The following is a 23,129-nucleotide window of genomic DNA, read 5'->3' on the forward strand; positions in this document are numbered from 1 at the left end:
TCTCCCCCGGCAATTCAGTTATTCCATAACCCATGGCGAAGCGATCCCTGGCCAGCCTTTCGGCCGATGAGCTCCGCGGCAAGCGCGTGCTGGTGCGGGTTGACTTCAACGTACCGCTAGATGACGCCGGTGCCATCACCGACGACACCCGCATCCGGGCCGCCCTGCCCACGATCAAAGACCTGAGCAGCAAGGGCGCCAAGGTGATCCTGGCGGCCCACTTCGGCCGTCCCAAGGGCCAGGTGAACGAAGCCATGCGCCTCACCCCCGTGGCTGGCCGCCTCAGCGAGCTGCTTGGCAAGCCCGTGGTGAAAACCGAAAGCTGCATCGGCCCCGACGCCGAAGCCAAGGTGGCAGCCATGGCAGAAGGCGATGTGGTGCTGCTCGAAAACGTGCGCTTCTTCGCTGAAGAAGAGAAGAACGACGCCGGTTTCGCTGCCCAGCTGGCCGCCCTTGCCGATGTTTACGTGAACGACGCCTTCGGCGCCGCCCACCGGGCCCATGCCTCCACCGAGGGCGTCACCAAGGCGCTCAGCCCCAGCGTGGCCGGCTACCTAATGGAGAAGGAGCTGCAGTACCTGCAGGGCGCCATCGACGAGCCCAAGCGTCCCCTGGCGGCGATCGTGGGCGGCTCCAAGGTGAGCTCCAAAATCGGCGTGCTTGAGGCCCTGATCGACAAGTGCGACAAGGTGCTGATCGGCGGCGGCATGATTTTCACCTTCTACAAAGCCCGTGGCCTAGCGGTGGGCAAGAGCCTGGTGGAAGAGGACAAGCTTGAGCTGGCCAAGGAGCTGGAGGCCAAGGCGGCCGCCAAGGGCGTGCAGCTACTGCTGCCCACCGATGTGGTGCTGGCCGACAACTTCGCCCCCGACGCCAACAGCCAGACCGTGTCGATCGACGCCATCCCGGATGGCTGGATGGGTCTGGACATCGGTCCCGACTCGCTCAAAGCCTTCCAGGAAGCCCTGGCTGACTGCAAAACCGTGATCTGGAACGGCCCCATGGGCGTGTTCGAGTTCGACAAGTTTGCCGCCGGCACCAACGGCATCGCCCACACCCTGGCCGACCTGAGCGGCAAGGGCTGCTGCACGATCATCGGCGGTGGCGACTCCGTGGCAGCCGTGGAAAAGGTGGGTGTAGCCGAGAAGATGTCCCACATCTCCACCGGCGGTGGCGCCAGCCTGGAGCTGCTGGAAGGCAAGGTGCTTCCAGGCGTGGCAGCACTAGATGAGGCCTGATCTGGAAGTGGCCTGATCCAGGCTGACCGCGAAAGGGGGCTCAGGCCCCCTTTTTTTGTTGGCGCTGGTCCTTGTCCCAGCCCGGCAAGCCAAAGCGGCGCTGAAGCTCGGCCCGTTCGCTCATCCAGCGGCGACGCTGCTCCATCGCCTGGTCCTGCAGGTTGCGCTGGCAGCTCTGCAAGGCATCGACGCCACGGGCCGGCACCATGCAGCGCTCGGCCTGGCTCAGTTGGTCCAGGCGTTCGACGGAAACCCGCTGCTCCAGCTGTCGGCGGGCGGCGAAATAAGCCTGGCGCTCCTGGCTGCTCAATTTGGCCATCGCCTCGGCCTGCTGGCGTTGCATCGCTTCGCGGCGCTCAGGGTTGGGGCGCCTTCCGTAACCGGTGCCTTCGGCGAAGGCCGCAGCACCGGCCCCACTCACCCCCATGATTAACAAGGCGCCTGCCAGAAGCAGGGAGGCAGGGCGCTGTCCGGCTCTAGGCAACAAGGTGTGCAAAAGATTCATAGCTGTAAGTGAGGTGGGGTGAGGTGGAGCCGCTTGGAGCGGATCCACCCCTGAATCCTGGGCGCTCCTTTTCACTGAAATGTGACTAAGCCGGCGGAAAGTTGTGACCGGATCTGACTGTGCACAACCGCAGCGCCGGCTGAAGCCGGCTTCAACAACCGGAGATCACACCACCCAAGATGCCGCCCATCGCGGCCCCCATTGGCAGGCTCCAGAGGCGGTTGCGGGAGTTGCTGGCCAACATCGCACCCAGTCCGCCACCAATGGCAGCCCCGGTCAGCACGGTGCCCCTATTGCAGCGATTCACGGGAGGAGGGCTATAGGGCTCAGGCTCAGAGGCGATGGGGTAGCCATAGGGACTCACGGGCAGGGGGGCATAGGTTCGGCCTCGGGGCGGACCGTAGTTGTCGTAGGCGTAGCGCTGACCGCCGTAGCGCTGATCCCCGTAGCGCTGATCGCCGTAGGGATAGGCCTGGGCGGCCTCAGGAGCCAGGGCTGCACTGCCGAGCAGGCCGGCCAAAACGAGAGGAAGAGCAGAGAGGCGCATGGTTGATCTTGCGGAAGGTGATCTCGAGGTAGGTGGTGTGGCGGGGAAAGGGGTTCGGAGAAAGAAAACCGAAAAGGCCGTCAGAGGCTCAGGCCGGGCCGCCCGGGCAGCTGGGCGGTGAAGCCCTGGCGGTCCATCAGAAGCTGCCATTCCTTCTGATCGCGCCGCCTCTGACGCTCCCGAACCTGCTCATCGCGGCGCAGGCACTGGTCGTTGTCCCAGCGCTCACGGGCGCTGCTGAGGCAGCGATCCAGTTGGTCGAGGCGCCACTGGGTCTGGCGATAGGACTGATCCGCCAAGGCCCGCTGAGCCTGAACCCAGCCGCGCGTGAGGTCCGAATTAGGGCTCCAGGGGCCGAAGGCTCGACCGGGGAACTGGGGATCGGCCATGGCGGAGCCGGCACTAACGGCGCCGCTACCCAACAGGCCCAGCACCAAGGCCAGACGGGGAAGGGGAAAGGACTTCATGGGAAGAAGGTGGGTGAAATGGTGCAGCCTTGAGCTGTCACCCCGGAACTTTGCGGCGAACCAACGGGCGAAGTGCAACCGAGTTGCCACCAACCTGTGACCAAATCCGACAGACGCGGGGGTTAACCGGCAGTTTCAGCTCCCCAGCTGGCTTTTGGAGCGCCCCCAAAGGGCGATTCCAAAACGAAATCCAAAGGCGGGGCTAGGGCCATTGCCGGAGCCATCGCTCTCCAGCCGCTCCAGCCCACCGCCGTGGGCGGCCGCCACCCGAGCGGCAATCGCCAGCCCCAGGCCGCAGTGGCCGCTGCCACCTCGGGCGGCATCGAGCCGCTGGAAGGGCATCAAGGCCTGATCCCACTTAGCGGCGGGGATGCCGGAGCCCCCATCCCAAAGCACGATGCGGAAGCCCTCCCCCTCAGGCGGCCCGGACTGCAGTACCAGCCTCAGCGGTGGTGCGCCGTAACTGCGGGCGTTATCGATCAAATTGGCCACGGCCCGGGAAAGCGCCACCGGCTGCACCACACGCAGCAAGGGCTGCAGCTCCAGGGCCAGGGTGTCGGCATCCAGGCCCGCCGCCACCTCGGCCAGCAGCTGGTCAAGCGGCACCGCCACGGCCACCTCGTTGTCGTTACCCCCAGCGAACAGCAAAAACTGTTGAGTGATCCGCTCCAGGGCCGCCAAATCGGCCTCAGCCTGTTGCAGATCCACTCCCGGCAAGCCGGCCAAGCTGAGCCGAAAGCGCAATCGTGTAATCGGGCTTTTGAGGTCGTGGGCGATGCCACCCAACATCACCGAACGCTCCTGCTCGACGCGCCCCAAGCGCCGCACCATGGCATTGAAGCGGCCGGTGAGCTGGCGCACGGTGGTGGTGCCACGCTCCTCCGGCAGAGCGGGTGGCCGGGCGGCGGTGCCTACCCCGCCCAGGGCCCGCTGCAGCTGATGCAGGGGGCGTTGCACCTCGATCCAGAAAAACAGCAGCAGCGCCACGCTGCCGCCCAGCCCCAGACCCGCCAGCAGCAGCCAGGGATCGGGCGGCCAGCGGCGGGCCGGCGGAATCGGCGCCAGCAGCCACACCGGCTCCAGCGGCGCCAGCAGTTGCACCCACACACCCCTGTGCGGCAGCGCCGCCGGCAGCACGGTGGGACAGGGCCGCAGCTCACGGCAGAGCTGCTGGCGCAGCAGCCGTCCCTCGGCAGCCAGAGCAGAGTTGGTGGAGGTGGGGGGAAGGGCCCCGACTCGCAGGGACAGGCCACTGAGCCGGGCCAGGGTCGCCGGCGGCAAGCGATCGAGGGCCAGCTCCGCTAGGCGCACCTGAAACAGCACCTCGGGCCCCAACTGGGCAATGCGGGCCCGCTGCAGACGCTCGGCCAGCAGCGCCTGCAACTGGGCCGTACTCAGCAGGGCAACCCCAAGTCCCACCAGGCCGTAGCGCAGGGCGGTCCTAACGGCTGCGAGGTTGACCATCGGGCACGAATACATAGCCATAGCCCCACACCGTCTGCAGATAGCGGGGGCGAGCGGGATCCGGCTCCACCAATTTGCGTAGCCGCGACACCTGCACATCCATGCTGCGGCTGTCTGTCACTGAATCCGGCCCCCGCGCCAGCTCGACCAGCCGCTCACGCGAAAGAGGTCGGTGCGGATGCTGCACAAAGGCCGCCAGTAAAGCGAATTCGCCTGAGGTGAGCACCGTGATCCTTCCCCCCTGCTCCAGGGTGCGGGCCGCCAGATCCAGCACCTGCTCACCAATCGTCAAGGACTCCCCTTCGGCCAAGGGCGTACCGGCCGGCAGGGCGACGCGGCGACGCAAAACCGCCTCAATGCGGGCGGTGAGCTCCCGCGGCAGGAACGGCTTGGCCAGATAGTCGTCGGCGCCCTGCTCCAGGCCGATGATCCGATCCACCGCATCGCCTTTAGCGGTGAGCATCACCACCGGCAGATCGTCACCGCCGTCTCGCAGACGCCGCAGCAGGGTGAGGCCATCGTCTCCCGGCAGCATCAGATCCAGCACCACCAGATCGGGACGCTGGCCTGCCAACCGCGCCATCAGCTGGGCTCCGTCTGCCAGGCAGCGCACGTCATAGCCCTGGTCGATCAGGTAGGTGCCCACCATGCTCCGCAATTCGGGGTCGTCATCAACCACCCAGATGCTTTGACCAGGGGACATCGCGGTGCCATTCCGGAAAGATTTAGTCACAGCTTGGCCGGAATCTGGCAATAGCGGGCAGCACAGGGCTGCATAGCCTGAGTTCATTCCCACCTAAGCCATGCCCACCGCAACCATGGTTCCTGGTGTTCGTCACCCGCTGCGACTTATCGCCAGCAGCCTGGCGGGCGTGCTGCTTTTGGCCGCTATCGGGAGCCTAGAACTGCCGGCACGGGCGGCCGATGAGTTTGAGGTGTACCAACAGCGGCTAGCGCAATTGTTCCGGCAGCTCGATCGCAACGGTGATGGCAGGCTCGAGCTTGATGAAGTACGCGCCAACGCCTACCTTCTGCGCCACTTCGAGCGGCTCGACCGCGGCGGCAAGGGCTACCTAGTGCCCGGCGACCTGCGTTAAGGATCCAGCTGGGTCTTGTCGGCCACCACCAGCACCCGCTTGGTGGCACTGACGATGCCCTTGGGATGGACCAGCAAAATTGCCCAGGTCTGGGATCCCGGTGTGAAGGGAGCCTGCACCGACTTGAACAGGCCACCGCCACCCAGTGCTCCCAGCTGGAGCTCTGGGCTCTCCAGAGCGTTCACCTGCTGACCGGTAAGGGCCACCAAACCACCCGCCGCGATCGCCCCCTCCAGGGGCTCGTCAAACAACGCGTCAACGTCATAACGCTGACCTGTGAGCACCGCATCCGGGATCAAGAGACTCACAGGTAGATCGGCCTCACCGCTGCGCATCAGGGTCTGCTCTCGAATCACTATCTGGCCATTGATGCGGCCCCCAGGACCGCCACTGCTGCTGAGCACGAGCTGTTGCTGGGCATCGAGCCGGTAGCGAGTAGGGCCTTCCTGCCGGCTGCCGGTCACCTGGAGCTGCACGGTGCTGCGCCCATCACGCAAAGGCTTGCCCGTGGTGAGTTGCCAGCGGGCATCAGGGAACTGCCGCAGCATGCTGCGCCTTCGCAGTTCCACCAGGGTTACGTCGAGCCCGGGACCGTCCTCCATGGCGCCCCTGAGCTCGCCGGTGCCGTTGAGGGCCGTTTCCAGGGCCTGGAGCTGAGCCGCACTGGGCCCGGCACCAGCAAGAGCGGGCACCGTACTGACCAGCAGGACGGCGAGCCCGGCCAGGCTTCGGGGCAGAAATCGGCCAAGTAGCTGGAGACGCGGCATGGGGCGGCGGAAACCGCTTTTAAGTTAGGCATGCTTCAGCCCCAGCACCCATGCCCAGGCTCCTAATTGCTGCCAGCGGCACCGGTGGCCACCTATTTCCTGCTCTAGCAGTGGCCGATGCCATGCCGGCGGATTGGAGCGTGTCGTGGCTGGGGGTGCCAGACCGACTGGAACGCCAGCTGGTGCCTAGCCGCTATCCACTGCACACGGTGCGGGCCGGGGGGCTGCAAGGCCGGGGCCTGCGCAAGCTGCTCAACCTGCTGCAGCTGCTGCAAGCGGTTCGATCAGTGCGGCAGTTGATCCGGCGCGAACGCATCGCAGCGGTTTTTACCAGCGGCGGCTACATCGCTGCGCCCGCAATCCTGGCGGCCCGCTGGGCCGGCGTGCCGGTGGTGCTGCATGAGAGCAACGCTGTGCCCGGCAAAGTGACCCGCCTGCTGGGCCGGCTCTGCAGCCAGGTGGCGGTGGGCCTGCCCCAGGCCGCTGCCCGCCTGCCTCGCTGCCGCCCCGTGGTGACGGGAACGCCGGTGCGGCAAGCCTTTCTGGAGACCGCCCCCCTGCCCGACTGGGCGCCCAAAGGATCCGGGCCCCTGCTGCTGGTGATGGGCGGCAGCCAGGGAGCCGTGGGTCTCAACCAGATGGTGCGCCCCCTGCTTGCCAAGCTCACGGCCGCTGGCGTGCGGGTGGTGCACCTCACCGGCAGCAACGACCCCGAGGCAGGCCAGCCCCTGCCGGCAGGGGTGGTGGAGCTTCCCTTCAGCGACGAGATCCCCGGCCTGCTGCAGCACGCCGCCCTGGCGATCAGCCGCAGCGGCGCCGGCGCCCTCAGCGAGCTGGCAGTGTGCGGCACCCCGGCGGTGCTGGTGCCCTACCCCGCCGCCGCCGACCACCACCAGGACGTCAACGCCGCCGCCGCGGCCGAACTTGGGGCGGCCGTGATCGTGTGGCAGCACGGCCCCGCTGAGCCGGCCCTCGAGCGCAGCCTTTGGCGGCTGCTGGGCCCGCGCCTGCGGGGGGCAGCAGCTGCTTGTGATCCCTTAAAGCAAATGTCTACAGCCATGGGCGAGCTGGCGGTGCGCGATGCCGATCAGCGAGTGGCGGCGATGCTGAGAAAACCCTAAAGTTGTCCAACAAGGCTGGACAGCAAATGGCAATTGAAACTACTTACAGCCAAGCCAGGGAAGGCTTGAAGGGCCTGATGGATCGTGCCGTACAAGACCGAGAGGTCGTGATGGTGCGGCGGCGCAAGGGCGGCGATGTGGCCCTAGTGGCTGCTGATGAACTTGCCGGCTTAATGGAAACAGCCCATCTGCTGCGCTCACCGGCGAATGCGGAGCGTCTTCTCACAGCCCTAAGCAGAGCTCGCGAGCAGAGCCTGGACCCAATCAACCTGACGGACCTTGTCAACAGCCTTGAAGGCTGATGGGCCCCTCCTGGCAAGCGGTGGTTCACCCGGAGTTTCTAGATGACTTGCAGCATTGGGTGCGCCACCAACCACGCACCGCTAAACGCCTGATTGAGGTTATGCAAGCAATCTTGAAAGATCCTTTTGAGGGCATCGGCAAACCAGAACCGCTCAAATACTTGGGGCCAGGCGTCTGGTCTCGGCGGATCACCCAGGAACATCGCTGCGTGTATTTGGTCCAGAACAGCCGGGTCGAATTTCTGCAAGGGCGCTATCACTACTAAAGCGCCCTAATTCCTGCCGCAAAGCCCGCAGGATGCGGCGATTGTTGCGGTGGCTCTGATAGCCAATCCGCAGCCAGTTTTCCCCCAGCCCCTCGAAAGAGCGGCAATCGCGCAACAGGATGTGATGGCGCCGCTCCAGGGCTTGGCGCAACGGCACTAGCGAATGCTCAGCGCGGATCAGCAGAAAGTTGGCGGCTGAAGGCAGGGGCGTGATGCCAGGCAGCTGGGCCAGCCGACGCTGCAGCCAGGCACCCTCGCGGCCGGTCCAGCGCTGCACCCTGCCGCACCAGCGCCGGTAGGCCGCCGGATCAGCCAGCAGCCGCTCCCCCACGGCGGCCGCCAGGCCATTCACCGGCCAGGGATCTCGCCAGGAGGCCCACTGGGCCAGGCGCTCGGGGTGGCCAAGGGCATAGCCAAGGCGCAGGCCCGCTATGCCGTAAAGCTTGGTGAGACTGCGGATCACCACCAAGTTTGGGTGCATAGGCAGCAGCGGGATCAGGCTCTGAGCCTCGCCACCCGGCACCAGAGACAGGAAAGCCTCATCGGCGATCACCAGGGCAAAGCGCTGCAGCAGGAGCTCGAGGGAGGCGCAAGTCCAGAGCGCTCCAGTGGGGTTGTGGGGATTGGTGAGCCAAAGCACCTCGCCCGCCGGAGGTGCCGGATAGGCCTGAGCGGCACCAGCCCCCGCAGACCCATCCACCTGCATCGGCAGCGGCTGGGGCCGCCAAGCCCCATCCCAGCAGGCCAGGGCCCGCGGATAATCGGCAAAGCCTGGCTGGGCCAACACACTCAGCCCTGCCGCCGCCGCATCCCGGGCCGCCCAGGTGAACAGCTCAGCCGCACCGTTACCCGGCAACAGCCAATCGGGTTCCAGACCATGCAGCCGGGCCAATCCGCTGCGCAAACCTGCATAGGAGCGGTCGGGATAGGCCCGTAGCGGCGCGGTCAGCCCGGCCCACATCAAGGAGCGGCGCACAAACCAAGGCGGCCCAAAAGGAACCAGAGAGGCGCTGGCATCAAGCAACTGGGAGGGCCGGCAACCGAGCCGCGCGGCGGTGGCGGCCTGGTTGCCGCCATGGCGCTGAAGCAACCCCATCGGCATCAAGGCAATTTAAGTGGCAGCGCCGTCACAATCGTGTTCTTCGCACCGGCTCCGTGTCCAGCCCCAGGCTGCAACCGCTGATCAGCGCCATCGGCCAGGTGCTGCTGGGCAAAGAGCAGGCGGTGCGGCTGGCCCTGGCCTGCCTGCTAGCCCGCGGCCATCTGCTGATCGAAGACCTGCCCGGCATGGGCAAAACCACCCTGGCCGAAGCCCTTGCCCGCGCCTTCGGCCTCGACTTCAAGCGGGTGAGCTTCACCAGCGACCTCCTGCCAGCCGATCTCACGGGCATCAACGTCTTTGATGCCGGCAGCGCCCGTTTCCACTTCCAGCCCGGCCCCCTATTCAGCCAGGTGCTGCTGGCCGATGAGATCAACCGGGCCAGCCCCCGCACCCAGAGCGCCCTGCTGGAGGCGATGGCGGCCGGCCGGGTGAGCGTCGATGGGGTGAGCCACCCGCTGCCCGAGCCCTTCCTGGTGATCGCCACCCAGAACGGTCTCGACCAGGTGGGCACCGCCCCCCTACCGGAATCCCAGCTGGATCGCTTCTTGATGCGGCTGAGCCTGGGTTATCCGGATCGACGGGCCGAGCGTGATCTGCTCAGCGGCCAGGCGCTGCCGCCAGCCAGCCTGGGGCCCCTGCTAGATGGCGCCGGCCTGCTGGAGCTGCAGCGGCGAGCCGCCGCCCAGCACTGCTCCAGCGCCCTGCTCGACTACGTACTCGACCTGGCCGCTTTCAGCCGGCGAGCAGACCAAGCCGGCACCGGGCTTTCACCGCGGGCCTGCCAGGGGCTGGTGGCCGCCGCCCGGGCCTGGTCGCTGCTCGAGGGGCGGGACCACGTCACCCCCGCCGACGTGCAGGCGGTGCTGCCAGCTGTGGCTGAGCACAGGCTGGCTGGCGATGCCGCAACGCTGCTGGCGGGGGTGGATGGACTTCGCTAGGGCCCGGCAACTGATCAAACCGCACCGAGGCGAGCGGCTAAGGCTGGGGCTGCGCAGCCTCTACATCCTGCCGACCCGCTTCGGCTTGCTCTGGCTGGCGGGCGGCGGCCTGCTGCTGCTCGTGGCGATCCAAAGCCAGCGCAATGGACCGCTGCTGCTGAGCTTCTTGATGCTGGGGCTGTGGCTGCTGGCCCTGCACCTCACCCAGTTCAACCTGCAAGGCCTCGAACTTGAAGCCCTGGCCCCCAGCGGCGGCTTCGCGGGCGAAATGGTCGCCTATCCGCTGCTCTGCCGCAGCCGCTGCCAGCGCGATGGGATCCAGCTGGGGCTGGCCGGCAGCGCGACAACACCCCAGCCCCTGGCGGCTGGCGAATCGGTGCTCTCGGTGCCTTGGCGCCCGGGGCGGCGGGGGTTGCAAACCCCGGGGCGACTGCGGCTGCAAACCACCGCTCCCCTCGGACTTTTTGTGTGCTGGACGCTGTGGGAACCGCCACGGCCCCAGCCCATCTATCCAGCCCGGCGGCCGGGGCCCGTAGCCGAAACCGCCTGGCCCGCCAGCAGCGACACCGCCGCCACCGCCGCTAGCAAGTTCGCCGCAGGTAGCGACGACTGGTACGACCTGCGCCCCCACCGCCCCGAGGACGGCCTAGCCCGACTGGCCTGGAAATCCCTCGCCCAGGGCCGGGGCCGCCAAACCAAAACCTTCGCCGATGCCACCCCTGCGGTGGGGCTATTGACGCCAGCGCCGGGCCTGCCGCCGGAGCGAGCCCTGGAGCACCTCAGCGCCGAAATCTGGCGCCGCAGCAAGGCGGGCGAGGCCTACGGCCTGGCACTGGGCGGCTTCCAACTTGCCCCAAGCACGGGCCCCGAACACCGGGACCGCTGCCTACTGGCCCTGGCCCTGGCACCTGGCGCAGCGCCATGAGTGGTAGCGCCCGCTGGCTGCAGATCCTGGGGCTAGGGGCCCTGGCGGCGGGTTTGGCGGGGCTGGATTTCAGCGCACCGCTCAGCTGGCTATCGGCGGGGCTGCTGGTGCTGGCCGGCCTGAAGCTGGCCGAGGCCCGCAGCCTGCCTGAGCGGCGACTGGTGAGCCTGCTCACCTTGATAGGCGGCGGTGTGCAGGGTGCCCAGCAAGGGGAGCTGCTGCCCAGCCTGCTGCAGCTGCTGGCCACAGCGCTGGGCCTGGCGGGGCTGCTGGCCCTGGAGGTGGGGAGCGGGCTGAGCTGGCGCGCTGTATTGCGCCGCAGCCTGGCGGTGCTGCTGGCGGCCCTGCCGGTGGCCCTGGTGCTTTTTCTACTGGTGCCGCGAATCGAGCCGATTTGGCAAACGCCAAACCTGCGGGGTGCCGGCGCCAGCGCCGTAACCGGCTTGAACAGCGAACTCGATCCAGGCAGCATCTCAAACCTCGCCGACAACACGGGCCCGGCAGCGCGGGTGAGCTTCAGCAGCGGCCAGCTGCCCGAGCCGGCTGAGCGCTATTGGCGCGTGATCGTGCACGAACAATTCGACGGGCAGCGCTGGAAGCAGCGAGAGCTACCAAGCAACCGCCGGGCCACGCCAACCGGATCCGATAGCAACCCAGAGAGCAACACCAGCAGCCAGGTGTGGCTGGTGGAAGCCAGCCCGGTGAACGCCTTGCCCTGGGATGGCAGCGGCCGGGCCAACCCCAACCAGTTGCGGGTGAATCGCAGCGGCGAACTGCAGCCCCTCCAGGCCAGTCGCGAACGCCAGGCCTATTTGGTGAGGGACACGGGCAGCCCCCAGCCGTGGCAGCAACGGCAGCCCAGCCCGGCGGATCTGGAGCTACCCGCCGGCAGCAATCCCCAGCTGGAGGCGCTTGGTGCCAGCTGGCGAGATCTGGCCACGCCCGAGCAACGGCTGGCCGCTGCCAAGCAATGGTTTACGCAGCAGGATTTCCGCTACAGCCGCAGCCCTGGGGCACTGCCGGCCCAGCGGGGACTCGATGCATTTCTGTTTGAGAGGCGCGAAGGCTTCTGCGGCCACTACGCCAGCGCCTTCACGGCCCTGATGCGCGCCGCGGGGGTGCCGGCCCGGGTGGTGAGCGGCTATTTGGGCGGCACCTGGGTGCGGCCGCTCAGCGGAGCGCCTTACCTGGACCTGCGCCACAGCAACGCCCACGCCTGGAGCGAGGTGTGGCTGCCGGGCCAGGGCTGGCAACGCATTGACCCAAGCGCATGGGCAACGGCCCCAGCCAGCCGCGCTGAAGCCAGCGAAGCAGGCGCCAGCACCAACCCCATTAGCTCCTGGCTGCAGTGGCAATGGTGGGGCCTGGACCTGGCCTGGAGCCGCTGGTGGCTGGGCTTCGATCAAGCCGGCCAGGAAGCATTGCTGCAACGGCTATTTGGCGACCAACGCCAATGGCTGGGCGCCGTGGTGCTTGGGGCAGTGGCTGGCTTGCTGGCGCTGGGACTGGGCTGGCTGCAGTGGCTGCAGCAACCAGGCCGGCCACAAGGGCGGCGGCGACAACTCAACCGGCTGCTGCAGCTGCTGGAGCAACAAGGTCTGCAGCTGCAGCCGGGCGAAACTCTCGAATCCCTCGCCCTGAGAGCCCGGGAGGCGGACTATGGCCAAGCTGAACTCCTAACGGAACTGGTAGCCAGCTACAACCAGCTGCTCTTTGCCCCACTCACTGGCCCCCAACGCCGCCAGGCCGAGGCTCGGTGGCACAGGTTGCGCAAAGAGCTTGGGACGCGCCAGCTGAAGGCGCTATAAGGCAGCAGGGCTTGGGAATAGTTGTGATGAACAGATCAAAGCTGAGATATCAACTTCTGGCAGTTGCTTGCCTAACGGCTTGCCTAGGCAGCCCTGCAGCCCGTGCCTCGGGCGAAGACTTGATCAAACTGCTGGATAGCCGTAGCTGCCGTAATTGCAAGCTGCAGGATGCTGATCTGGTTCACGCCAACCTGCGTGATGCGGACCTTAGGGGCGCCCAGTTGCAGCGAGCCAATCTTGGCCAAGCAAAGCTGGACGGGGCGCGCCTGAACGGCGCAGACCTTAGTTTCACCAGCCTTACGGGTGCCTCGCTGCGGGGCGCCGATCTGCGCGGCGCGAGAGTCGAAGGAACCGATTTACGCCAGGCAGATCTGAATGGAGCCCTTCTAGACCCTGGCGCCCTGTCGCGCAGCCACTGGCAACAGGCAAAGGGAGTGAATCAGGAGCAACTGAGCTTTGTGGAACTCCATAACGCCGGGGTGGAGGCTTCGATGCAGGGACGCCATAGCGAAGCGGAGGGTTATTTCAATGCGGCCATTCGGCGCGAACCAGCCGCTGCCATCACCTGGGTAGCCCGAGGGATCACGAGGGGGCAACAGGGACAGGTTGAAATGGCAGCCAAGGACTTCAACTACGCCGCCAACCTGTATGAACAGAGCGGTGACACCAGCCAGGCCCAACAGCTACGGGAGACTGTAAAGGAGATGGGCCAAGGGGATCAACAGGGCGGCGGAAATGGCTTCGGCAGCCAGGTGCTGAACGGGCTGATCTCAACCTTCGGAGCACTGGCGCCACTGGCGATCAAGGCAGCTGGCATGGGCATGGGGGTGGGATTCTGAATCTGAGCTTCAGGGGCGAATCTTCACCCAATCGAGATCGCCAACGCCACCGAGGGGCTTAGGCACCGCATCACCTACAGCAATGAAAAGCTGATTAGGGCGACCGGAACGCAGCCGCAACCCCTGAGCCAGCGGAAACCGCTTTGGCGCACCTGGCTTGAGGATTGCACTAAAGACTTGGCGCCCCTTGAGATCTTCAACTAACACCCAGCTCTCACCACCTCTAGCCTGCAACTGAATCGTGGTAGGAGCTTTTGGCACTGGAGGTGCCTGAGGGGAAGGAAGCGACGACCCACCCCGGGGCTCAGCTAAACGGCTGCCGAAAAGGCTGGGGATCCCTAGTGCTGCGCCAACGAGCACCAACGCGGTGCCTGTACAAAGACCAATCAGCCGCAGCTTGGGCAGGCGCCTGAAGCGGGGAATTTGCAACTTGGTCCAAATTTGGGTCTTGGGGTGATCCAAAACTTCAGAGGCTGCACCTGACTGCGGCAGCAATTTCGGCTGCTTGGTCTCTGCCAACGCCTGGCCCACTTGCTGCTGAAGGTCCTTGCGCTCATCAAGCAGCTGACGGATCTCCTGGGCAACAGAGCGCAACTTCTGACGAAACTTTCCTTCATAAATCCCTGGAAGCTCATTCAGCAGTCGCTGGTATTGCTCAAGCTCAGCATGAGCCTCTGCAACTTGAGACTCCAAAGCACCTAGACGGGCAGTCTGTTCATCAACAGGATCTTGCCCTGAAGGCACAAAGCCAGGACGATCAGAAGGCTGCATAGACATCAGCCCTAACAATCAGAACCAGAAAAATTAGCAAGTATCAAGATTAATTGCCACCTGCTCCATTTATTGCCCCGAAGAATTCACGCCCGGCAGCGGTTCCCGGTTGATAGCCGTAGCCATACACGCCACCCTGGTCATCATTAATTATTCGCGGCGACACCATAATCACAAGTTCGCGCTTTTCCTTGCGTCCCGAGCTCTTTCTAAAGAATTGACCGATCAAAGGTATGTCACCAAGAATGGGCCACTTGCTAACTTCGGTTCTATCAAAATCAGAAATAACACCAGTCATTATTAGTGTCTGACCATCACGTACGCGTAAAGCACCAGTATCAAGACTGCGAATACTAAGGATATTTAGGTTAGATCCACAGCCCTGGGGAGCATTTTCTTGATCAGTAACCGCGGAAACGCTTGGCGACAAAACAAACGTCACAAATCCATTGTCGTCAATTTTCTCCACCCTGGCACCTAAAACAAGTCCAGCCGTGGACAATTCCGGAGTACATACTACGTTGCCACCCTGAGATGGTGTCTCTGTGCTGTATCCCGTAACCACATTGGTACCAACTCGAACAACTCCCTCATTGGCACGCCTCCTGCCAACAGCACTATCTAATCCAATGTTTGTGATGCCTTGACTAGCACTTTGAGAAGAGCCAGTAGACGATGCCGTTTCGGATCCCTCTCTCAACAACGAGGTATTTTCCTGAAGAATTAAAGTAGGGCTGGCAAGCAGCTTGGTAGAACCTGAAACAATCTGAGCTCGCACAAAGTCAAAGAACTGATCACTTGGAAAATTAACACCAGGATTTAGCCGAACACCATTGACCAAACTGCCACCCTGGGAAACCGCACCATTCAGAGTTGCGGAAGCAGATGTCTGAAGACCAGGCAAATTAGTTCCTTCAGTGGTTACCGTTCCCGGCGTGGTTCCATCACTCGGCTTAAGCTCAACAGTCAGATCATTAGGCACACCGCGCCTAAAGTCATTGGAAGTTGGAGGGAGATTGCGGCCAAAAGCTCCCAAGAGCTGACCGCTATCATTGACTATAAAATTATTGCCCCATCTAACAGCAAAGGAATTATCTATTTCTGACACATTGTCGAGATTAACATCAAGAATTCGCACACTCAATGCAACCTGGCGCTGGCGAAGATCAAGCTGCTTAAGATACTGCTCGGCGACCGAAACAATAACAGGATCGCCAACTAGAGTAATCGTCCCAAGGCGAGTATCGGTTGTAGCCCTGAGGCCGAGCAAGGGACCACTGGAAGCGCCATAGGCCTCTACGTTAGTAATTGAGCTTGATTGTGTTGTAGCCGAATTGGGTGCCCCACTAGGCTGATTCAAATCACCACCCTGAGTTACCGAGGTAGTAATCGTGTTGGTCTTGGTAACTGTTGCACCCAAGTTGGCGAGGTAATCAGCAGCAGCATTCGGGCCCACCTGATTTAGGCGATAAACCTTCGATAACTGTGGCCCAAAGGTTTTGGATAAGGCTTTCGGACCGGCAAGGATCATGTTGCCCTCACGCCTTCCTTGCAAACCAGCTGCCAGCAAAGCAGTATTGAAAGCACGCCCAAAGCTTTCACCACGAAATGCCAGAGATATTCGAGTTGACCCCGCATCAACACCTCCGGCTCCCCCAGTGGAATTAGCCGCATCAGCCTCTGCCACGTAGGCAAAGCCATACCCTCCCACCTGTGCAAGAGCCATCAAGGCATCTTTGGCCGGAGCATTCTTGAGGGTCATGGTGACGGCAGGGCCACTTAAATTCAAATAGCCAGGATTGCGCAGTGTCATCGACCCCACGGCCATATCTCCGAGGGGGGGCGCCACTGCCCGAGGCTGAAGCGGCGGCGCAAAGCTGGCCTGAGGGATATAGCCAGGCTGCTGAGCATTGAAACGAGCTACAGGAAGAGATACCTGGGCCGAGGCTGGGAAGCTGATGATCAAGCTGACTCCATCACCACTCACTACAGGCCGACCCAATGGGGCTCCCGCCACGGGGGTGACACCAACTCGGTAGCTACTGCCGGATCCGTCCAGCGTGATGGCCTGAAAACCCAGCTCGGGCAAAGACAGCCGCTGGGGGCCAACCCTTAGGCCCGAAGGGGTTGCTGTTGTGAGCAAACCCTGCCAGCCATTGGCACCACTGGATTGCTGCAGCTGCGGTGCCAGACCAGCACCTTCAATCACTACTTCAACCGAATCTCTTAGGCGTCGCACCTTTAGCTGCAAAGGCCCGGCAGTCGACACCGCAGGAGCATTAGCACTGGGCGCTCCGGCCGCACTGCTAATACCACTAGAGGAACGAGGGGCTGCCTGAACCGCGGCTTCAGCCAGGGCAATTGCTGGGAGCACTGTGGCCAAGGTCGCCGATGCCAATCGATACCGGAGAGGGCTTGCCAACTGGACCAATGCTACTCAAATTTAATCTTAGCGAAAATACTTCCGAAAAGCCAGGAGCCAATTAGTCAATCAGGACTTTTTAGGAATTGGCTGAGCTATCTTGCTGTCAGTAGCTTGATAAGAAGTCAGCATTAATTTGACCTCGGTTTTCGCCGCCACTGGGCCACTACCTGGAACAGCAGTCCCGGCCGGTGGTGCAGCCTGAGCCCCAGACTTAGCTGGATCAACCACAGCCAAAGACAAGCTGCTCTGGCTCACAAGCACACTCAGCTTTTCAATAGCTCTCATAAATGCCAGTAGGCTTGGATAACTACCGCGAGCGGTGAGCAACACCTTCTGCTCCTTCAGCCCAGCCGCTTCCATAGCAGAAGCTGGCGGAGGCGGAGCCTGTTCACCCTTCTTCGCTTCTACAGCGGGCACAGGTGCTGGCGCCGCCACTGGCTCATAGAGATCAAGCTGAACTCCGTGGCGCGCAGCTTCCGCGTCCAGCTGGGCAAGAAAGGTAGCAAATTCGCCACTGCCCTGGATTAATTGCAGCACCTGAAGCTGCTTACGCTCCGCCGCACTCTGGTCCTCGGAAGTTTTGGCAATCTGAGATCTGAGCAGGGGGATTTGTGCCTTGAATTCCTCCAATTGGGCCAAACGCTCACTGCTGGTTTGGAGGCGCAACCACTGAGGTAATACCCCAAAGCCAATAATCAACGCAGCAACTACCGCACCAATACCAATCGGCACACCCAACAGCAAACGCTGCTGCAACTTGGTGGCATTAGGGCTAGCAACATCTTGAAGATTAGTCATCAGAGCAGGCCCTCCTTTTGCAGCAGATCCAGGCGTCGCACCAAACCCTCAGAGCCCAGCTGGATGAGGATTTGTTTTTCCGCTAACGGACTAATCGGTGGGCGGAAGTTTACCTGGATCTCAAAATTGACCGGTGCTACTACTGCTTGAGCCTGGGGTGTGCTGGCCGCACCCGCTTCGCGGGAGGCCTTCACCAAAGTGATCGCATTGGGATCAAGCAAAGGCGAACGCTTCAGCTGCAGCTGCAGCGCATTGATACGTGCAAAAGCCTGGGGATCACGCGATAGACCCTTGAGGCGATAGCCAGTGCCTTCTTCAGCAGCACTAGTGAGCTGGATTCCCGCAGGCACCCTCATTTGCAGATCGCGCAGCACCGCTGAACCGGATCGCACTGACAGCAAGCCCTTAACCAAATCCTGATTGGCCTTTGCCACCCCATTGAGCTTGGTTCTGCTGGCGTTCAGCTGGGTTTCAAACAACTGCACCTCCGCTTCCACGGTGCCTAGGCCCTCGATCGCCGAGCTCACCATCAAGGCTCTCAAAAACACCAATACCGCCACGACAAGGGAAACGCCAACCAGTGCCGCACCAATCACCACACCCTGGACAAGCCAGCGGCGCCCCTGGATGGAGGCATCAGCTGGTTCGGGCAGATTCAGCTCCTGGCGTTTTTCACGCAGCAGATCAAACTGGGAGGCCATCGATGGGGAGCTCATTGGGCCAACTCCAGGCCGGCAAGTCCCTGCAGCACAAGGGATCCAAAGCCATCACACTCGAGCAGCTCGGCCTCCAGTCCTAGGGCCTGTTCCAAGCCTTCCAGATCCGGCATTGATTCGGTGAGCAGCAGCCTCACGGGTGCTTCGGGTGCATGGTGGCTGCGATAAAAATCCAGGCTCTGCTGCAGGGCTGGTAACAAATCCGGCATAGCCCCAGGCAGCAGCCGCTCAAATTCAGGCACACCCTGGCGCCAGAGGGTTAGTACCGTCTGCTCATCAAGCGGCTGCAACAGGGCTACCAGGGTGGAGGCAGGTGTAGCTATTAGTTCATCGCTAAGGGCTCCCATTAAGCACACCTGAGCCGGCAGCAGATGTTGCAGGGTGCCGCCAGCTATTGCAAACACCTCCACCCAGGCCTCCACCACCGAGCGAGCTGCGGCCACCACCAGGGAGCTGGCAGTATTTCCAGGTAGGGGCTGCACATCGACGTAAGCATCATCCAACGCAAACGGCAGCCCCAGATCCGGGTTCAGATCGCGTAGCTCATCGATCGAATCCACGGGATGCTGCGCGCTAGCCCATTCGACCACCCGCCAATGGGCCGCCTGGCGGGGCAGGGACACCACCAGCTGGGAATCAATCCCACCGTGCTCGAGCAGCAGATCACCGATGAAGTCGCCCACGGCATCCGCGAGCTGGGGCACCCCATTACGGCAGGTGCGCGCCGGTATCGGCGCCGACCAGGCTGGCTCAACTGGCTGGCCCCGTTTAACGGACTGGCCAAGCACCAAGTGCTCGGACAAATCCACCATCACCAGTTTGGGAAATAGCTGGGCACGGAGGGGCTGCCAAGTGTTTTGGAGTCCCGCTAGTACCAAGGTGCAAACCCATTCGCTATAGCAACTTACCGAACATTCAGCGCCAAGGCAGACTTGTGCCCACAGCTGCGCTGATATGGCTCAGGCCATGACGATCCAGCTGGGACGCCAGACCTTCCAAAATCTGCGGCACCAGCGCCGGCCCGCCGTAGATCCAGCCGGTATAGAGCTGCACCAGCGAGGCCCCCGCGGTGATCCGCTCCCAGGCGCTCTCGGCCGAATCGATCCCGCCGACGCCAATCAGGGGCAAGGCTGGACCCGCCGTGGCCCGCAGCCGACGCAGCACCTCAAGGGCCCTGCCCCGTAGGGGCACTCCGCTGAGGCCGCCGGCCTCCTCGGCCAATGTGCGGCCCGTCTGCACCAGGCGCCGCTGCTCCAGGCCAAGGCGATGCAGACTGGTATTAACGGCGATTACGCCGGCCAGGCCCTCCTCGTAGGCCATGCGGGCGATGGCATCAATGGCGTCGTCCTCCAGATCCGGCGCGATCTTCACCAGCAGCGGCGGGCAGGCCGGCAAGCGCCGCAGCCGCTCCACCAGGCGCCGCAACAGGGTTTCCTCCTGCAGCTCCCGCAGGCCCGGCGTGTTGGGCGAGCTCACATTGATCACCGCATAGTCGGCCAGGGGGGCGAGTAGCTCCAGGGAGGAGGCGTAGTCGTCGGGGGCCAGCTCCAGGGAGGTGATCTTGGATTTGCCCAGGTTGATACCCAGCACCGCCGGGCGCTGGCCCGGTGCCGGCAGCTGCTGACGCTCCAGGGTGCGGCGCAACACCTGGGCGCCGCCGTTGTTGAAACCCATGCGGTTGAGGGCCGCCCGCTCGGCCGCCAGCCGGAACAGCCGCGGCTTGGGATTGCCCGGCTGGCCATGCCAGGTGACCGTGCCCAACTCGGCAAAGCCAAAACCAAACAAATGCCAGATCCCTGCTGCTACACCGTTTTTATCAAATCCGGCCGCCAAGCCCACCGGGTTAGAGAAGCGGCAACCAAACAGGGTTTGCTCCAGCCGTGGATCGGGGCGCTGCAGCTCAGCGGCCAAACCTGCCAGGGCACCACTCACGAAGGGCCACTGGCGCCGCAAAGAGGCCTGGGCCAGGGCCGTGAGGGTGAGCTGGCTGAGCTGCTCAGCGTCAGCGCCGTCATCACGGCCCAGCAGCGGACCCACCAGCCGCCCATACAAGGCGTCTGTACTGGTACTGACCGTGCTGGTGCGAACCGTGCCGGTGCCAGCCCTGCTCGATGAGCCTGAATCCACCATCAGCCGCCGCCTACTCCCGCGCGCCCAATCCTCCCTCGTCCCGTTGCAAACGCCAGCGCCCTCCCGCCAGGGGCAACACCTGCCAGTCGCGCCAGCGCCAGGGGCCACTGCGGCGCTCCAGTTGCTGCAAGGGCTGCTCCACCAGCTGGGCCAGCTCCACCAAGCTGAGGCCGTAGCCCTGGCCAGCGAAGCGATCGGCCAGCTCAAGGCGGCTCAACAGCTGCTGCAGGCCAGCAGGCGCAGGGTCGGCAATCGCTGGGCCAGGGGCGGCGGTTTTAGCGCTGGGAATATCGGCAGGAATATCGGCAGGAACATCGGCTTCGATCCGGGCAGTGGCGATCACCTCGCCAGCCGCCATGGCCGGCATCTGACCCTTGGAAAAGGCCACGGCGATCGCATCACAGCGGTCGTTGTCTGGATCACCGCTGTGACCCTTGACGTGCACCAGGGACACCCCCTCAAGCCTGGCCTGGTCTAGCTGCTCCCATAGATCCCGATTGAGCACCGCCCCGCCGGAGGCCGTGCGCCAGCCCTTGCGCTTCCAGCCCTGGATCCACTTGCTGAAACCATCGATCAGGTAGCGGCTATCGGTGCGGATGCTGAGCTGGTCCGGACGGGGCAGCTCCTTGATGGCCTCCAGCAAGGCCAGCGCTGCGGTGAGCTCCATGCGGTTGTTGGTGGTAGCCCGATCGGCGCCGCCCATCTCATGCACCGAGCCATCCTCGAAGCGCAGCAAGGCGCCCCAGCCGCCTGGACCCGGATTGCCACTGCAAGCACCATCACAGGCCGCAGCCACCACTTTCACCGGCTTAGCCGCCACTGGACAACCCCCGAAAATTCGCTAGAGAACCCATCTGCCCGCTTGCTGCGCCCCGCCATGGACCCATCCAAACCGGGCCTGACCAGAAGCCAGGCAGAGCGCCGAACCTACCGTCCCTGGCGCAACGCCCTGCTGGCAGGTGCGGCCCTGGCCGCCCTCACCCCCTGGGCAGAGGCCGCCAACCTGTTCAATAGCCGGCCGCTCGATGCCAGCCGCTTCGCCGTGCTGGCGCGGCCCCTGGGGCGCAACGACTGGAACCTGCTGGTGCTTGAGCAGATCCAACCCCAGCCCCGCTGCTGGGAGGAGCGCCCCGACGGCCTGATCGACCCGGCCCTCAACCGCTTCAACTACACCGGCATCTGCAGCCGCTATCTCGACAGCAACGGCTACTCCCTGCGCATCGGCGATCAGGATCTGGCCAGTCGCTACCGGCTGCAGCTGCGCCAGAGCGGCAACGAACTGCAACTGCAGGCCAGCACCCCCAGCGATCCCACCACCCTGGTGGTTGCCCGCGCCAAGGTGCCCCTGCGGGATCGAGATGGGTTTGTAGCCCTGAAGCTCGAAGCCGGCTGGGACCTGCAACGCCGCAGCTTTGGCGAGCAGACCCTGAATCACCTGTACTTCGCCAACGCCGCACCCCTGCCCCAGCTACTAGCCGCAGCCAGCGGGATCTCCCAACCCCCAGCCAGGCCTGGAGCCCAGCTCGGCCTGCGTCCGCCGGTTGCCCCCCCGAACCTGCTGGCCCAGGGGACGGGCCAGGGCCCTATTCGCTTGCCAGTGATCCCCTTCCGCGATTGAAGCCCGGGTGCCAGTTGCCGGAGAGTCCCAGTCCAGCTAGCCGATCCCAAAGCCTGCCATTAAGTTTCTGGGGTGTGAGGAGTGGGAACGCTCTTCCGGGGTCGAAACGAGGACAGACTCCCAGAATCGTTCCAACTCAGAGCCCTGCCTTCGGCGGGGCTTTTTTATTGGTCACCTCTTTTTGTTGGTCCCTTCTTTTTATTAGTTACTGCATCAAAAAACCGGCCCTGAAGGGGCCGGTCTGATGGCAACGAATGACGTTGGCAGAAAGGTGATAGGGCCCCGCAGGGCCCCAGCGATCACTTGATCGAAACCTTGCCGCCGACTTCTTCCACAGCTTTTTTGATGGATTCGGCTTCGCCTTTGGCGATGCCTTCCTTGATGGCGCAGGGAGCGCTTTCCACCAGGGCCTTGGCTTCGCCCAGGCCGAGGCCGGTGACTTCGCGGACGGCCTTGAGGACCTTGATCTTGGCAGTGGCGTCAAAGCTGTCGAGCATGACGTCGAATTCGGTCTGCTCCTCGACGGCTTCAGCGGCAGCAGCGGGAGCTGCGGCCATCATGACGCCCGCGGAAGCGGCGGCGGATACACCAAAAGCCTCTTCAATCTGCTTGACGAGCTCGGAAGCTTCAAGCAGGGAAAGAGTCTTCAGTGACTCGAGAATTTGGTCGGTTGTAGCGGACATGGTTGAGAATCAGCAACAGATCTGTTTGTGAACAGTCGGATCGGGGGAGCTCAGCTTTCGCCTTCGGCGTGCTGTTTGAGCGCCCGGGCAAGACCGGACGGAACCTCGTTGATACCCACGGCCAACTTGGTAGCCACGGCATTAATCGCACCTGCGATCTGGGCCATGAGCACCTCCTTGGAGGGCAGATCTCCGATGGCCTTGATGTCTTTTTCGGAGAGGAGTTTGCCTTCGAAAAGGCCACCCTTCACCTCAGACTTCTTCGTGTCCTTCTGGAAGGACTGCACGGCCTTCACCGCACCACCCACATCGCCCTTAACAAGGACGAAAGCGTTGGAGCCGGTGAGCAGAGAATCGAGATTCGCCCAGGCGGTATTTCCATCAATGGCGCGGCGCATCAAGGTGTTTTTGGTCACCTTGCACACCCCCTTGCTGGCCTGCAGACGAATCCGCAGATCAGACATCTCCTTGATGGACAAGCCCTTGAAATCAAGGACAAGCGCCATTTCGGCCTCGCCGAGGAGCCCCTTGAGCTCATCGACGATCTGTTGCTTGCTCTCCAGCGTGCGGCCCATAGGAAAGGAACGGATCAGGGGAACAAG

At 63.5% G+C, this 23,129-nt stretch carries 26 protein-coding genes; 10 read left to right on the top strand and 16 right to left on the bottom strand.

From position 1 onward, the window contains the following. Nucleotides 1–32: 32 nt before the first annotated feature. Nucleotides 33–1,238: a phosphoglycerate kinase gene (locus KBZ22_RS02960; RefSeq protein ID WP_255020976.1), complete on the top strand. Its 1,206-nt coding sequence runs from the start codon at nucleotides 33–35 to the stop codon at nucleotides 1,236–1,238. A 40-nt stretch (nucleotides 1,239–1,278) separates the two neighbouring features. On the opposite strand, the gene KBZ22_RS02965 is transcribed toward KBZ22_RS02960, so the two are convergent. The 5 genes from KBZ22_RS02965 to KBZ22_RS02985 form a co-directional block, all read right to left on the bottom strand. Then, entirely contained in the window at nucleotides 1,279–1,743 is a 465-nt protein-coding gene (locus tag KBZ22_RS02965; RefSeq protein ID WP_255020977.1) for a hypothetical protein, read from the bottom strand. Between the two features lie 151 nt (nucleotides 1,744–1,894). After that, nucleotides 1,895–2,290, bottom strand: coding sequence for a glycine zipper 2TM domain-containing protein (locus tag KBZ22_RS02970; RefSeq protein WP_255020978.1), 396 nt, complete (start codon nucleotides 2,288–2,290; stop codon nucleotides 1,895–1,897). 80 nt (nucleotides 2,291–2,370) lie between these two features. Further along, the gene (locus KBZ22_RS02975; protein WP_255020979.1) at nucleotides 2,371–2,757 is read right to left on the bottom strand and encodes a hypothetical protein; all 387 of its coding nucleotides are present in this window, start codon (nucleotides 2,755–2,757) and stop codon (nucleotides 2,371–2,373) included. Between the two features lie 135 nt (nucleotides 2,758–2,892). After that, nucleotides 2,893–4,221, bottom strand: a complete 1,329-nt coding sequence (locus KBZ22_RS02980; RefSeq protein WP_255020980.1) for an ATP-binding protein — start codon at nucleotides 4,219–4,221, stop codon at nucleotides 2,893–2,895. Continuing rightward, nucleotides 4,199–4,924, bottom strand: a complete 726-nt coding sequence (locus KBZ22_RS02985) for a response regulator (RefSeq protein WP_254942233.1) — start codon at nucleotides 4,922–4,924, stop codon at nucleotides 4,199–4,201. Before KBZ22_RS02985 ends, KBZ22_RS02980 begins: the two co-directional genes overlap by 23 nt. A 100-nt stretch (nucleotides 4,925–5,024) precedes the next feature. Here KBZ22_RS02985 and KBZ22_RS02990 point away from each other — a divergent pair, with 100 nt between their 5' ends. Beyond that, complete coding sequence (locus KBZ22_RS02990; RefSeq protein WP_255020981.1) at nucleotides 5,025–5,318, top strand: EF-hand domain-containing protein; 294 nt, start codon at nucleotides 5,025–5,027, stop codon at nucleotides 5,316–5,318. Here the strand turns inward: KBZ22_RS02990 and KBZ22_RS02995 are convergent. Continuing rightward, nucleotides 5,315–6,085 (bottom strand): hypothetical protein, encoded by a 771-nt coding sequence (locus KBZ22_RS02995; RefSeq protein WP_255020982.1) that lies wholly within the window; start codon nucleotides 6,083–6,085, stop codon nucleotides 5,315–5,317. The two genes, KBZ22_RS02990 and KBZ22_RS02995, sit on opposite strands and share 4 nt — an antisense overlap. 50 nt (nucleotides 6,086–6,135) lie before the next feature. Between KBZ22_RS02995 and KBZ22_RS03000 the strand changes: the two genes are divergently transcribed. The 3 genes from KBZ22_RS03000 to KBZ22_RS03010 are packed head-to-tail and all read left to right on the top strand — an operon-like array spanning nucleotide 6,136 to nucleotide 7,774. Next, nucleotides 6,136–7,206, top strand: coding sequence for a glycosyltransferase (locus tag KBZ22_RS03000; RefSeq protein WP_255020983.1), 1,071 nt, complete (start codon nucleotides 6,136–6,138; stop codon nucleotides 7,204–7,206). A 26-nt stretch (nucleotides 7,207–7,232) separates the two neighbouring features. Next, nucleotides 7,233–7,508, top strand: coding sequence for a type II toxin-antitoxin system Phd/YefM family antitoxin (locus KBZ22_RS03005; RefSeq protein ID WP_255020984.1), 276 nt, complete (start codon nucleotides 7,233–7,235; stop codon nucleotides 7,506–7,508). Further along, entirely contained in the window at nucleotides 7,508–7,774 is a 267-nt protein-coding gene (locus KBZ22_RS03010) for a Txe/YoeB family addiction module toxin (RefSeq protein WP_255020985.1), read from the top strand. The genes KBZ22_RS03005 and KBZ22_RS03010 overlap by 1 nt, the downstream gene beginning before the upstream one ends. On the opposite strand, the gene KBZ22_RS03015 is transcribed toward KBZ22_RS03010, so the two are convergent. Then, nucleotides 7,698–8,870 carry a histidinol-phosphate transaminase gene (locus KBZ22_RS03015; RefSeq protein ID WP_255020986.1) on the bottom strand — a complete coding sequence of 391 codons (1,173 nt, stop codon included), beginning with the start codon at nucleotides 8,868–8,870 and terminating at the stop codon, nucleotides 7,698–7,700. The two genes, KBZ22_RS03010 and KBZ22_RS03015, sit on opposite strands and share 77 nt — an antisense overlap. A gap of 59 nt (nucleotides 8,871–8,929) precedes the next feature. On the opposite strand from KBZ22_RS03015, the gene KBZ22_RS03020 reads away from it, so the two are divergent. The 4 genes from KBZ22_RS03020 (at nucleotide 8,930) to KBZ22_RS03035 (ending at nucleotide 13,386) form a co-directional block, all read left to right on the top strand. Further along, the gene (locus KBZ22_RS03020) at nucleotides 8,930–9,814 is read left to right on the top strand and encodes a MoxR family ATPase (protein WP_255020987.1); all 885 of its coding nucleotides are present in this window, start codon (nucleotides 8,930–8,932) and stop codon (nucleotides 9,812–9,814) included. Continuing rightward, nucleotides 9,801–10,739, top strand: a complete 939-nt coding sequence (locus KBZ22_RS03025; protein WP_255020988.1) for a hypothetical protein — start codon at nucleotides 9,801–9,803, stop codon at nucleotides 10,737–10,739. Before KBZ22_RS03020 ends, KBZ22_RS03025 begins: the two co-directional genes overlap by 14 nt. Continuing rightward, nucleotides 10,736–12,547: a DUF3488 and transglutaminase-like domain-containing protein gene (locus KBZ22_RS03030; RefSeq protein WP_255020989.1), complete on the top strand. Its 1,812-nt coding sequence runs from the start codon at nucleotides 10,736–10,738 to the stop codon at nucleotides 12,545–12,547. Before KBZ22_RS03025 ends, KBZ22_RS03030 begins: the two co-directional genes overlap by 4 nt. A 119-nt stretch (nucleotides 12,548–12,666) precedes the next feature. Further along, nucleotides 12,667–13,386, top strand: coding sequence for a pentapeptide repeat-containing protein (locus KBZ22_RS03035; protein WP_255020990.1), 720 nt, complete (start codon nucleotides 12,667–12,669; stop codon nucleotides 13,384–13,386). 9 nt (nucleotides 13,387–13,395) lie between these two features. Here the strand turns inward: KBZ22_RS03035 and KBZ22_RS03040 are convergent, their stop codons facing one another. The 7 genes from KBZ22_RS03040 to KBZ22_RS03070 all read right to left on the bottom strand — a co-directional run bounded on the left by KBZ22_RS03040 (nucleotide 13,396) and on the right by KBZ22_RS03070 (nucleotide 21,031). Then, the gene (locus KBZ22_RS03040; protein ID WP_255020991.1) at nucleotides 13,396–13,980 is read right to left on the bottom strand and encodes a DUF4115 domain-containing protein; all 585 of its coding nucleotides are present in this window, start codon (nucleotides 13,978–13,980) and stop codon (nucleotides 13,396–13,398) included. Nucleotides 13,981–14,206: 226 nt separating this feature from the next. Then, nucleotides 14,207–15,970, bottom strand: coding sequence for a type II secretion system protein GspD (locus KBZ22_RS03045; RefSeq protein ID WP_255020992.1), 1,764 nt, complete (start codon nucleotides 15,968–15,970; stop codon nucleotides 14,207–14,209). A gap of 678 nt (nucleotides 15,971–16,648) precedes the next feature. Then, entirely contained in the window at nucleotides 16,649–17,338 is a 690-nt protein-coding gene (locus tag KBZ22_RS03050) for a hypothetical protein (protein WP_255020993.1), read from the bottom strand. A 41-nt stretch (nucleotides 17,339–17,379) separates the two neighbouring features. Beyond that, nucleotides 17,380–18,096: a PilN domain-containing protein gene (locus KBZ22_RS03055; RefSeq protein ID WP_255020994.1), complete on the bottom strand. Its 717-nt coding sequence runs from the start codon at nucleotides 18,094–18,096 to the stop codon at nucleotides 17,380–17,382. Further along, on the bottom strand, nucleotides 18,093–18,908 hold the full coding sequence (pilM, locus tag KBZ22_RS03060) for a type IV pilus biogenesis protein PilM (RefSeq protein WP_255020995.1): 816 nt from the start codon (nucleotides 18,906–18,908) through the stop codon (nucleotides 18,093–18,095). Before pilM ends, KBZ22_RS03055 begins: the two co-directional genes overlap by 4 nt. A 103-nt stretch (nucleotides 18,909–19,011) precedes the next feature. Next, the gene (locus KBZ22_RS03065) at nucleotides 19,012–20,226 is read right to left on the bottom strand and encodes a quinone-dependent dihydroorotate dehydrogenase (RefSeq protein ID WP_255020996.1); all 1,215 of its coding nucleotides are present in this window, start codon (nucleotides 20,224–20,226) and stop codon (nucleotides 19,012–19,014) included. A gap of 10 nt (nucleotides 20,227–20,236) precedes the next feature. After that, entirely contained in the window at nucleotides 20,237–21,031 is a 795-nt protein-coding gene (locus KBZ22_RS03070; RefSeq protein WP_396111570.1) for a ribonuclease H, read from the bottom strand. 72 nt (nucleotides 21,032–21,103) lie between these two features. Here KBZ22_RS03070 and KBZ22_RS03075 point away from each other — a divergent pair, with 72 nt between their 5' ends. After that, entirely contained in the window at nucleotides 21,104–21,844 is a 741-nt protein-coding gene (locus KBZ22_RS03075) for a DUF3747 domain-containing protein (RefSeq protein ID WP_255020998.1), read from the top strand. A gap of 299 nt (nucleotides 21,845–22,143) precedes the next feature. Here the strand turns inward: KBZ22_RS03075 and rplL are convergent, their stop codons facing one another. After that, nucleotides 22,144–22,527, bottom strand: coding sequence for a 50S ribosomal protein L7/L12 (rplL, locus tag KBZ22_RS03080; protein ID WP_106632876.1), 384 nt, complete (start codon nucleotides 22,525–22,527; stop codon nucleotides 22,144–22,146). A gap of 50 nt (nucleotides 22,528–22,577) precedes the next feature. After that, nucleotides 22,578–23,102 (bottom strand): 50S ribosomal protein L10, encoded by a 525-nt coding sequence (rplJ, locus tag KBZ22_RS03085; protein ID WP_106632875.1) that lies wholly within the window; start codon nucleotides 23,100–23,102, stop codon nucleotides 22,578–22,580. Between the last annotated feature and the right edge of the window lie 27 nt (nucleotides 23,103–23,129).

It is taken from the genome of Cyanobium sp. L1E-Cus, from assembly GCF_024345755.1.
GTDB classification, from domain to species: domain Bacteria; phylum Cyanobacteriota; class Cyanobacteriia; order PCC-6307; family Cyanobiaceae; genus Cyanobium_A; species Cyanobium_A usitatum.

What these genes read in the sequence shown, in the direction of transcription:
- KBZ22_RS02960 (WP_255020976.1), top strand. Translation starts at nt 33, where the DNA reads ATGGCGAAGCGATCCCTGGCCAGCCTTTCGGCCGATGAGCTCCGCGGC.
- KBZ22_RS03010 (WP_255020985.1), top strand. Translation starts at nt 7,508, where the DNA reads ATGGGCCCCTCCTGGCAAGCGGTGGTTCACCCGGAGTTTCTAGATGAC.
- KBZ22_RS03075 (WP_255020998.1), top strand. Translation starts at nt 21,104, where the DNA reads ATGGACCCATCCAAACCGGGCCTGACCAGAAGCCAGGCAGAGCGCCGA.
- KBZ22_RS03015 (WP_255020986.1), bottom strand. Translation starts at nt 8,870, where the DNA reads ATGGGGTTGCTTCAGCGCCATGGCGGCAACCAGGCCGCCACCGCCGCG.
- KBZ22_RS03000 (WP_255020983.1), top strand. Translation starts at nt 6,136, where the DNA reads ATGCCCAGGCTCCTAATTGCTGCCAGCGGCACCGGTGGCCACCTATTT.
- KBZ22_RS02970 (WP_255020978.1), bottom strand. Translation starts at nt 2,290, where the DNA reads ATGCGCCTCTCTGCTCTTCCTCTCGTTTTGGCCGGCCTGCTCGGCAGT.
- KBZ22_RS02995 (WP_255020982.1), bottom strand. Translation starts at nt 6,085, where the DNA reads ATGCCGCGTCTCCAGCTACTTGGCCGATTTCTGCCCCGAAGCCTGGCC.
- rplL (WP_106632876.1), bottom strand. Translation starts at nt 22,527, where the DNA reads ATGTCCGCTACAACCGACCAAATTCTCGAGTCACTGAAGACTCTTTCC.
- KBZ22_RS02990 (WP_255020981.1), top strand. Translation starts at nt 5,025, where the DNA reads ATGCCCACCGCAACCATGGTTCCTGGTGTTCGTCACCCGCTGCGACTT.
- KBZ22_RS02985 (WP_254942233.1), bottom strand. Translation starts at nt 4,924, where the DNA reads ATGTCCCCTGGTCAAAGCATCTGGGTGGTTGATGACGACCCCGAATTG.
- pilM (WP_255020995.1), bottom strand. Translation starts at nt 18,908, where the DNA reads ATGGTGGATTTGTCCGAGCACTTGGTGCTTGGCCAGTCCGTTAAACGG.
- KBZ22_RS03030 (WP_255020989.1), top strand. Translation starts at nt 10,736, where the DNA reads ATGAGTGGTAGCGCCCGCTGGCTGCAGATCCTGGGGCTAGGGGCCCTG.
- KBZ22_RS03045 (WP_255020992.1), bottom strand. Translation starts at nt 15,970, where the DNA reads ATGACACTGCGCAATCCTGGCTATTTGAATTTAAGTGGCCCTGCCGTC.
- KBZ22_RS02965 (WP_255020977.1), bottom strand. Translation starts at nt 1,743, where the DNA reads ATGAATCTTTTGCACACCTTGTTGCCTAGAGCCGGACAGCGCCCTGCC.
- KBZ22_RS03055 (WP_255020994.1), bottom strand. Translation starts at nt 18,096, where the DNA reads ATGAGCTCCCCATCGATGGCCTCCCAGTTTGATCTGCTGCGTGAAAAA.
- KBZ22_RS02975 (WP_255020979.1), bottom strand. Translation starts at nt 2,757, where the DNA reads ATGAAGTCCTTTCCCCTTCCCCGTCTGGCCTTGGTGCTGGGCCTGTTG.
- KBZ22_RS03065 (WP_255020996.1), bottom strand. Translation starts at nt 20,226, where the DNA reads ATGGTGGATTCAGGCTCATCGAGCAGGGCTGGCACCGGCACGGTTCGC.
- KBZ22_RS02980 (WP_255020980.1), bottom strand. Translation starts at nt 4,221, where the DNA reads ATGGTCAACCTCGCAGCCGTTAGGACCGCCCTGCGCTACGGCCTGGTG.
- KBZ22_RS03005 (WP_255020984.1), top strand. Translation starts at nt 7,233, where the DNA reads ATGGCAATTGAAACTACTTACAGCCAAGCCAGGGAAGGCTTGAAGGGC.
- rplJ (WP_106632875.1), bottom strand. Translation starts at nt 23,102, where the DNA reads ATGGGCCGCACGCTGGAGAGCAAGCAACAGATCGTCGATGAGCTCAAG.
- KBZ22_RS03025 (WP_255020988.1), top strand. Translation starts at nt 9,801, where the DNA reads ATGGACTTCGCTAGGGCCCGGCAACTGATCAAACCGCACCGAGGCGAG.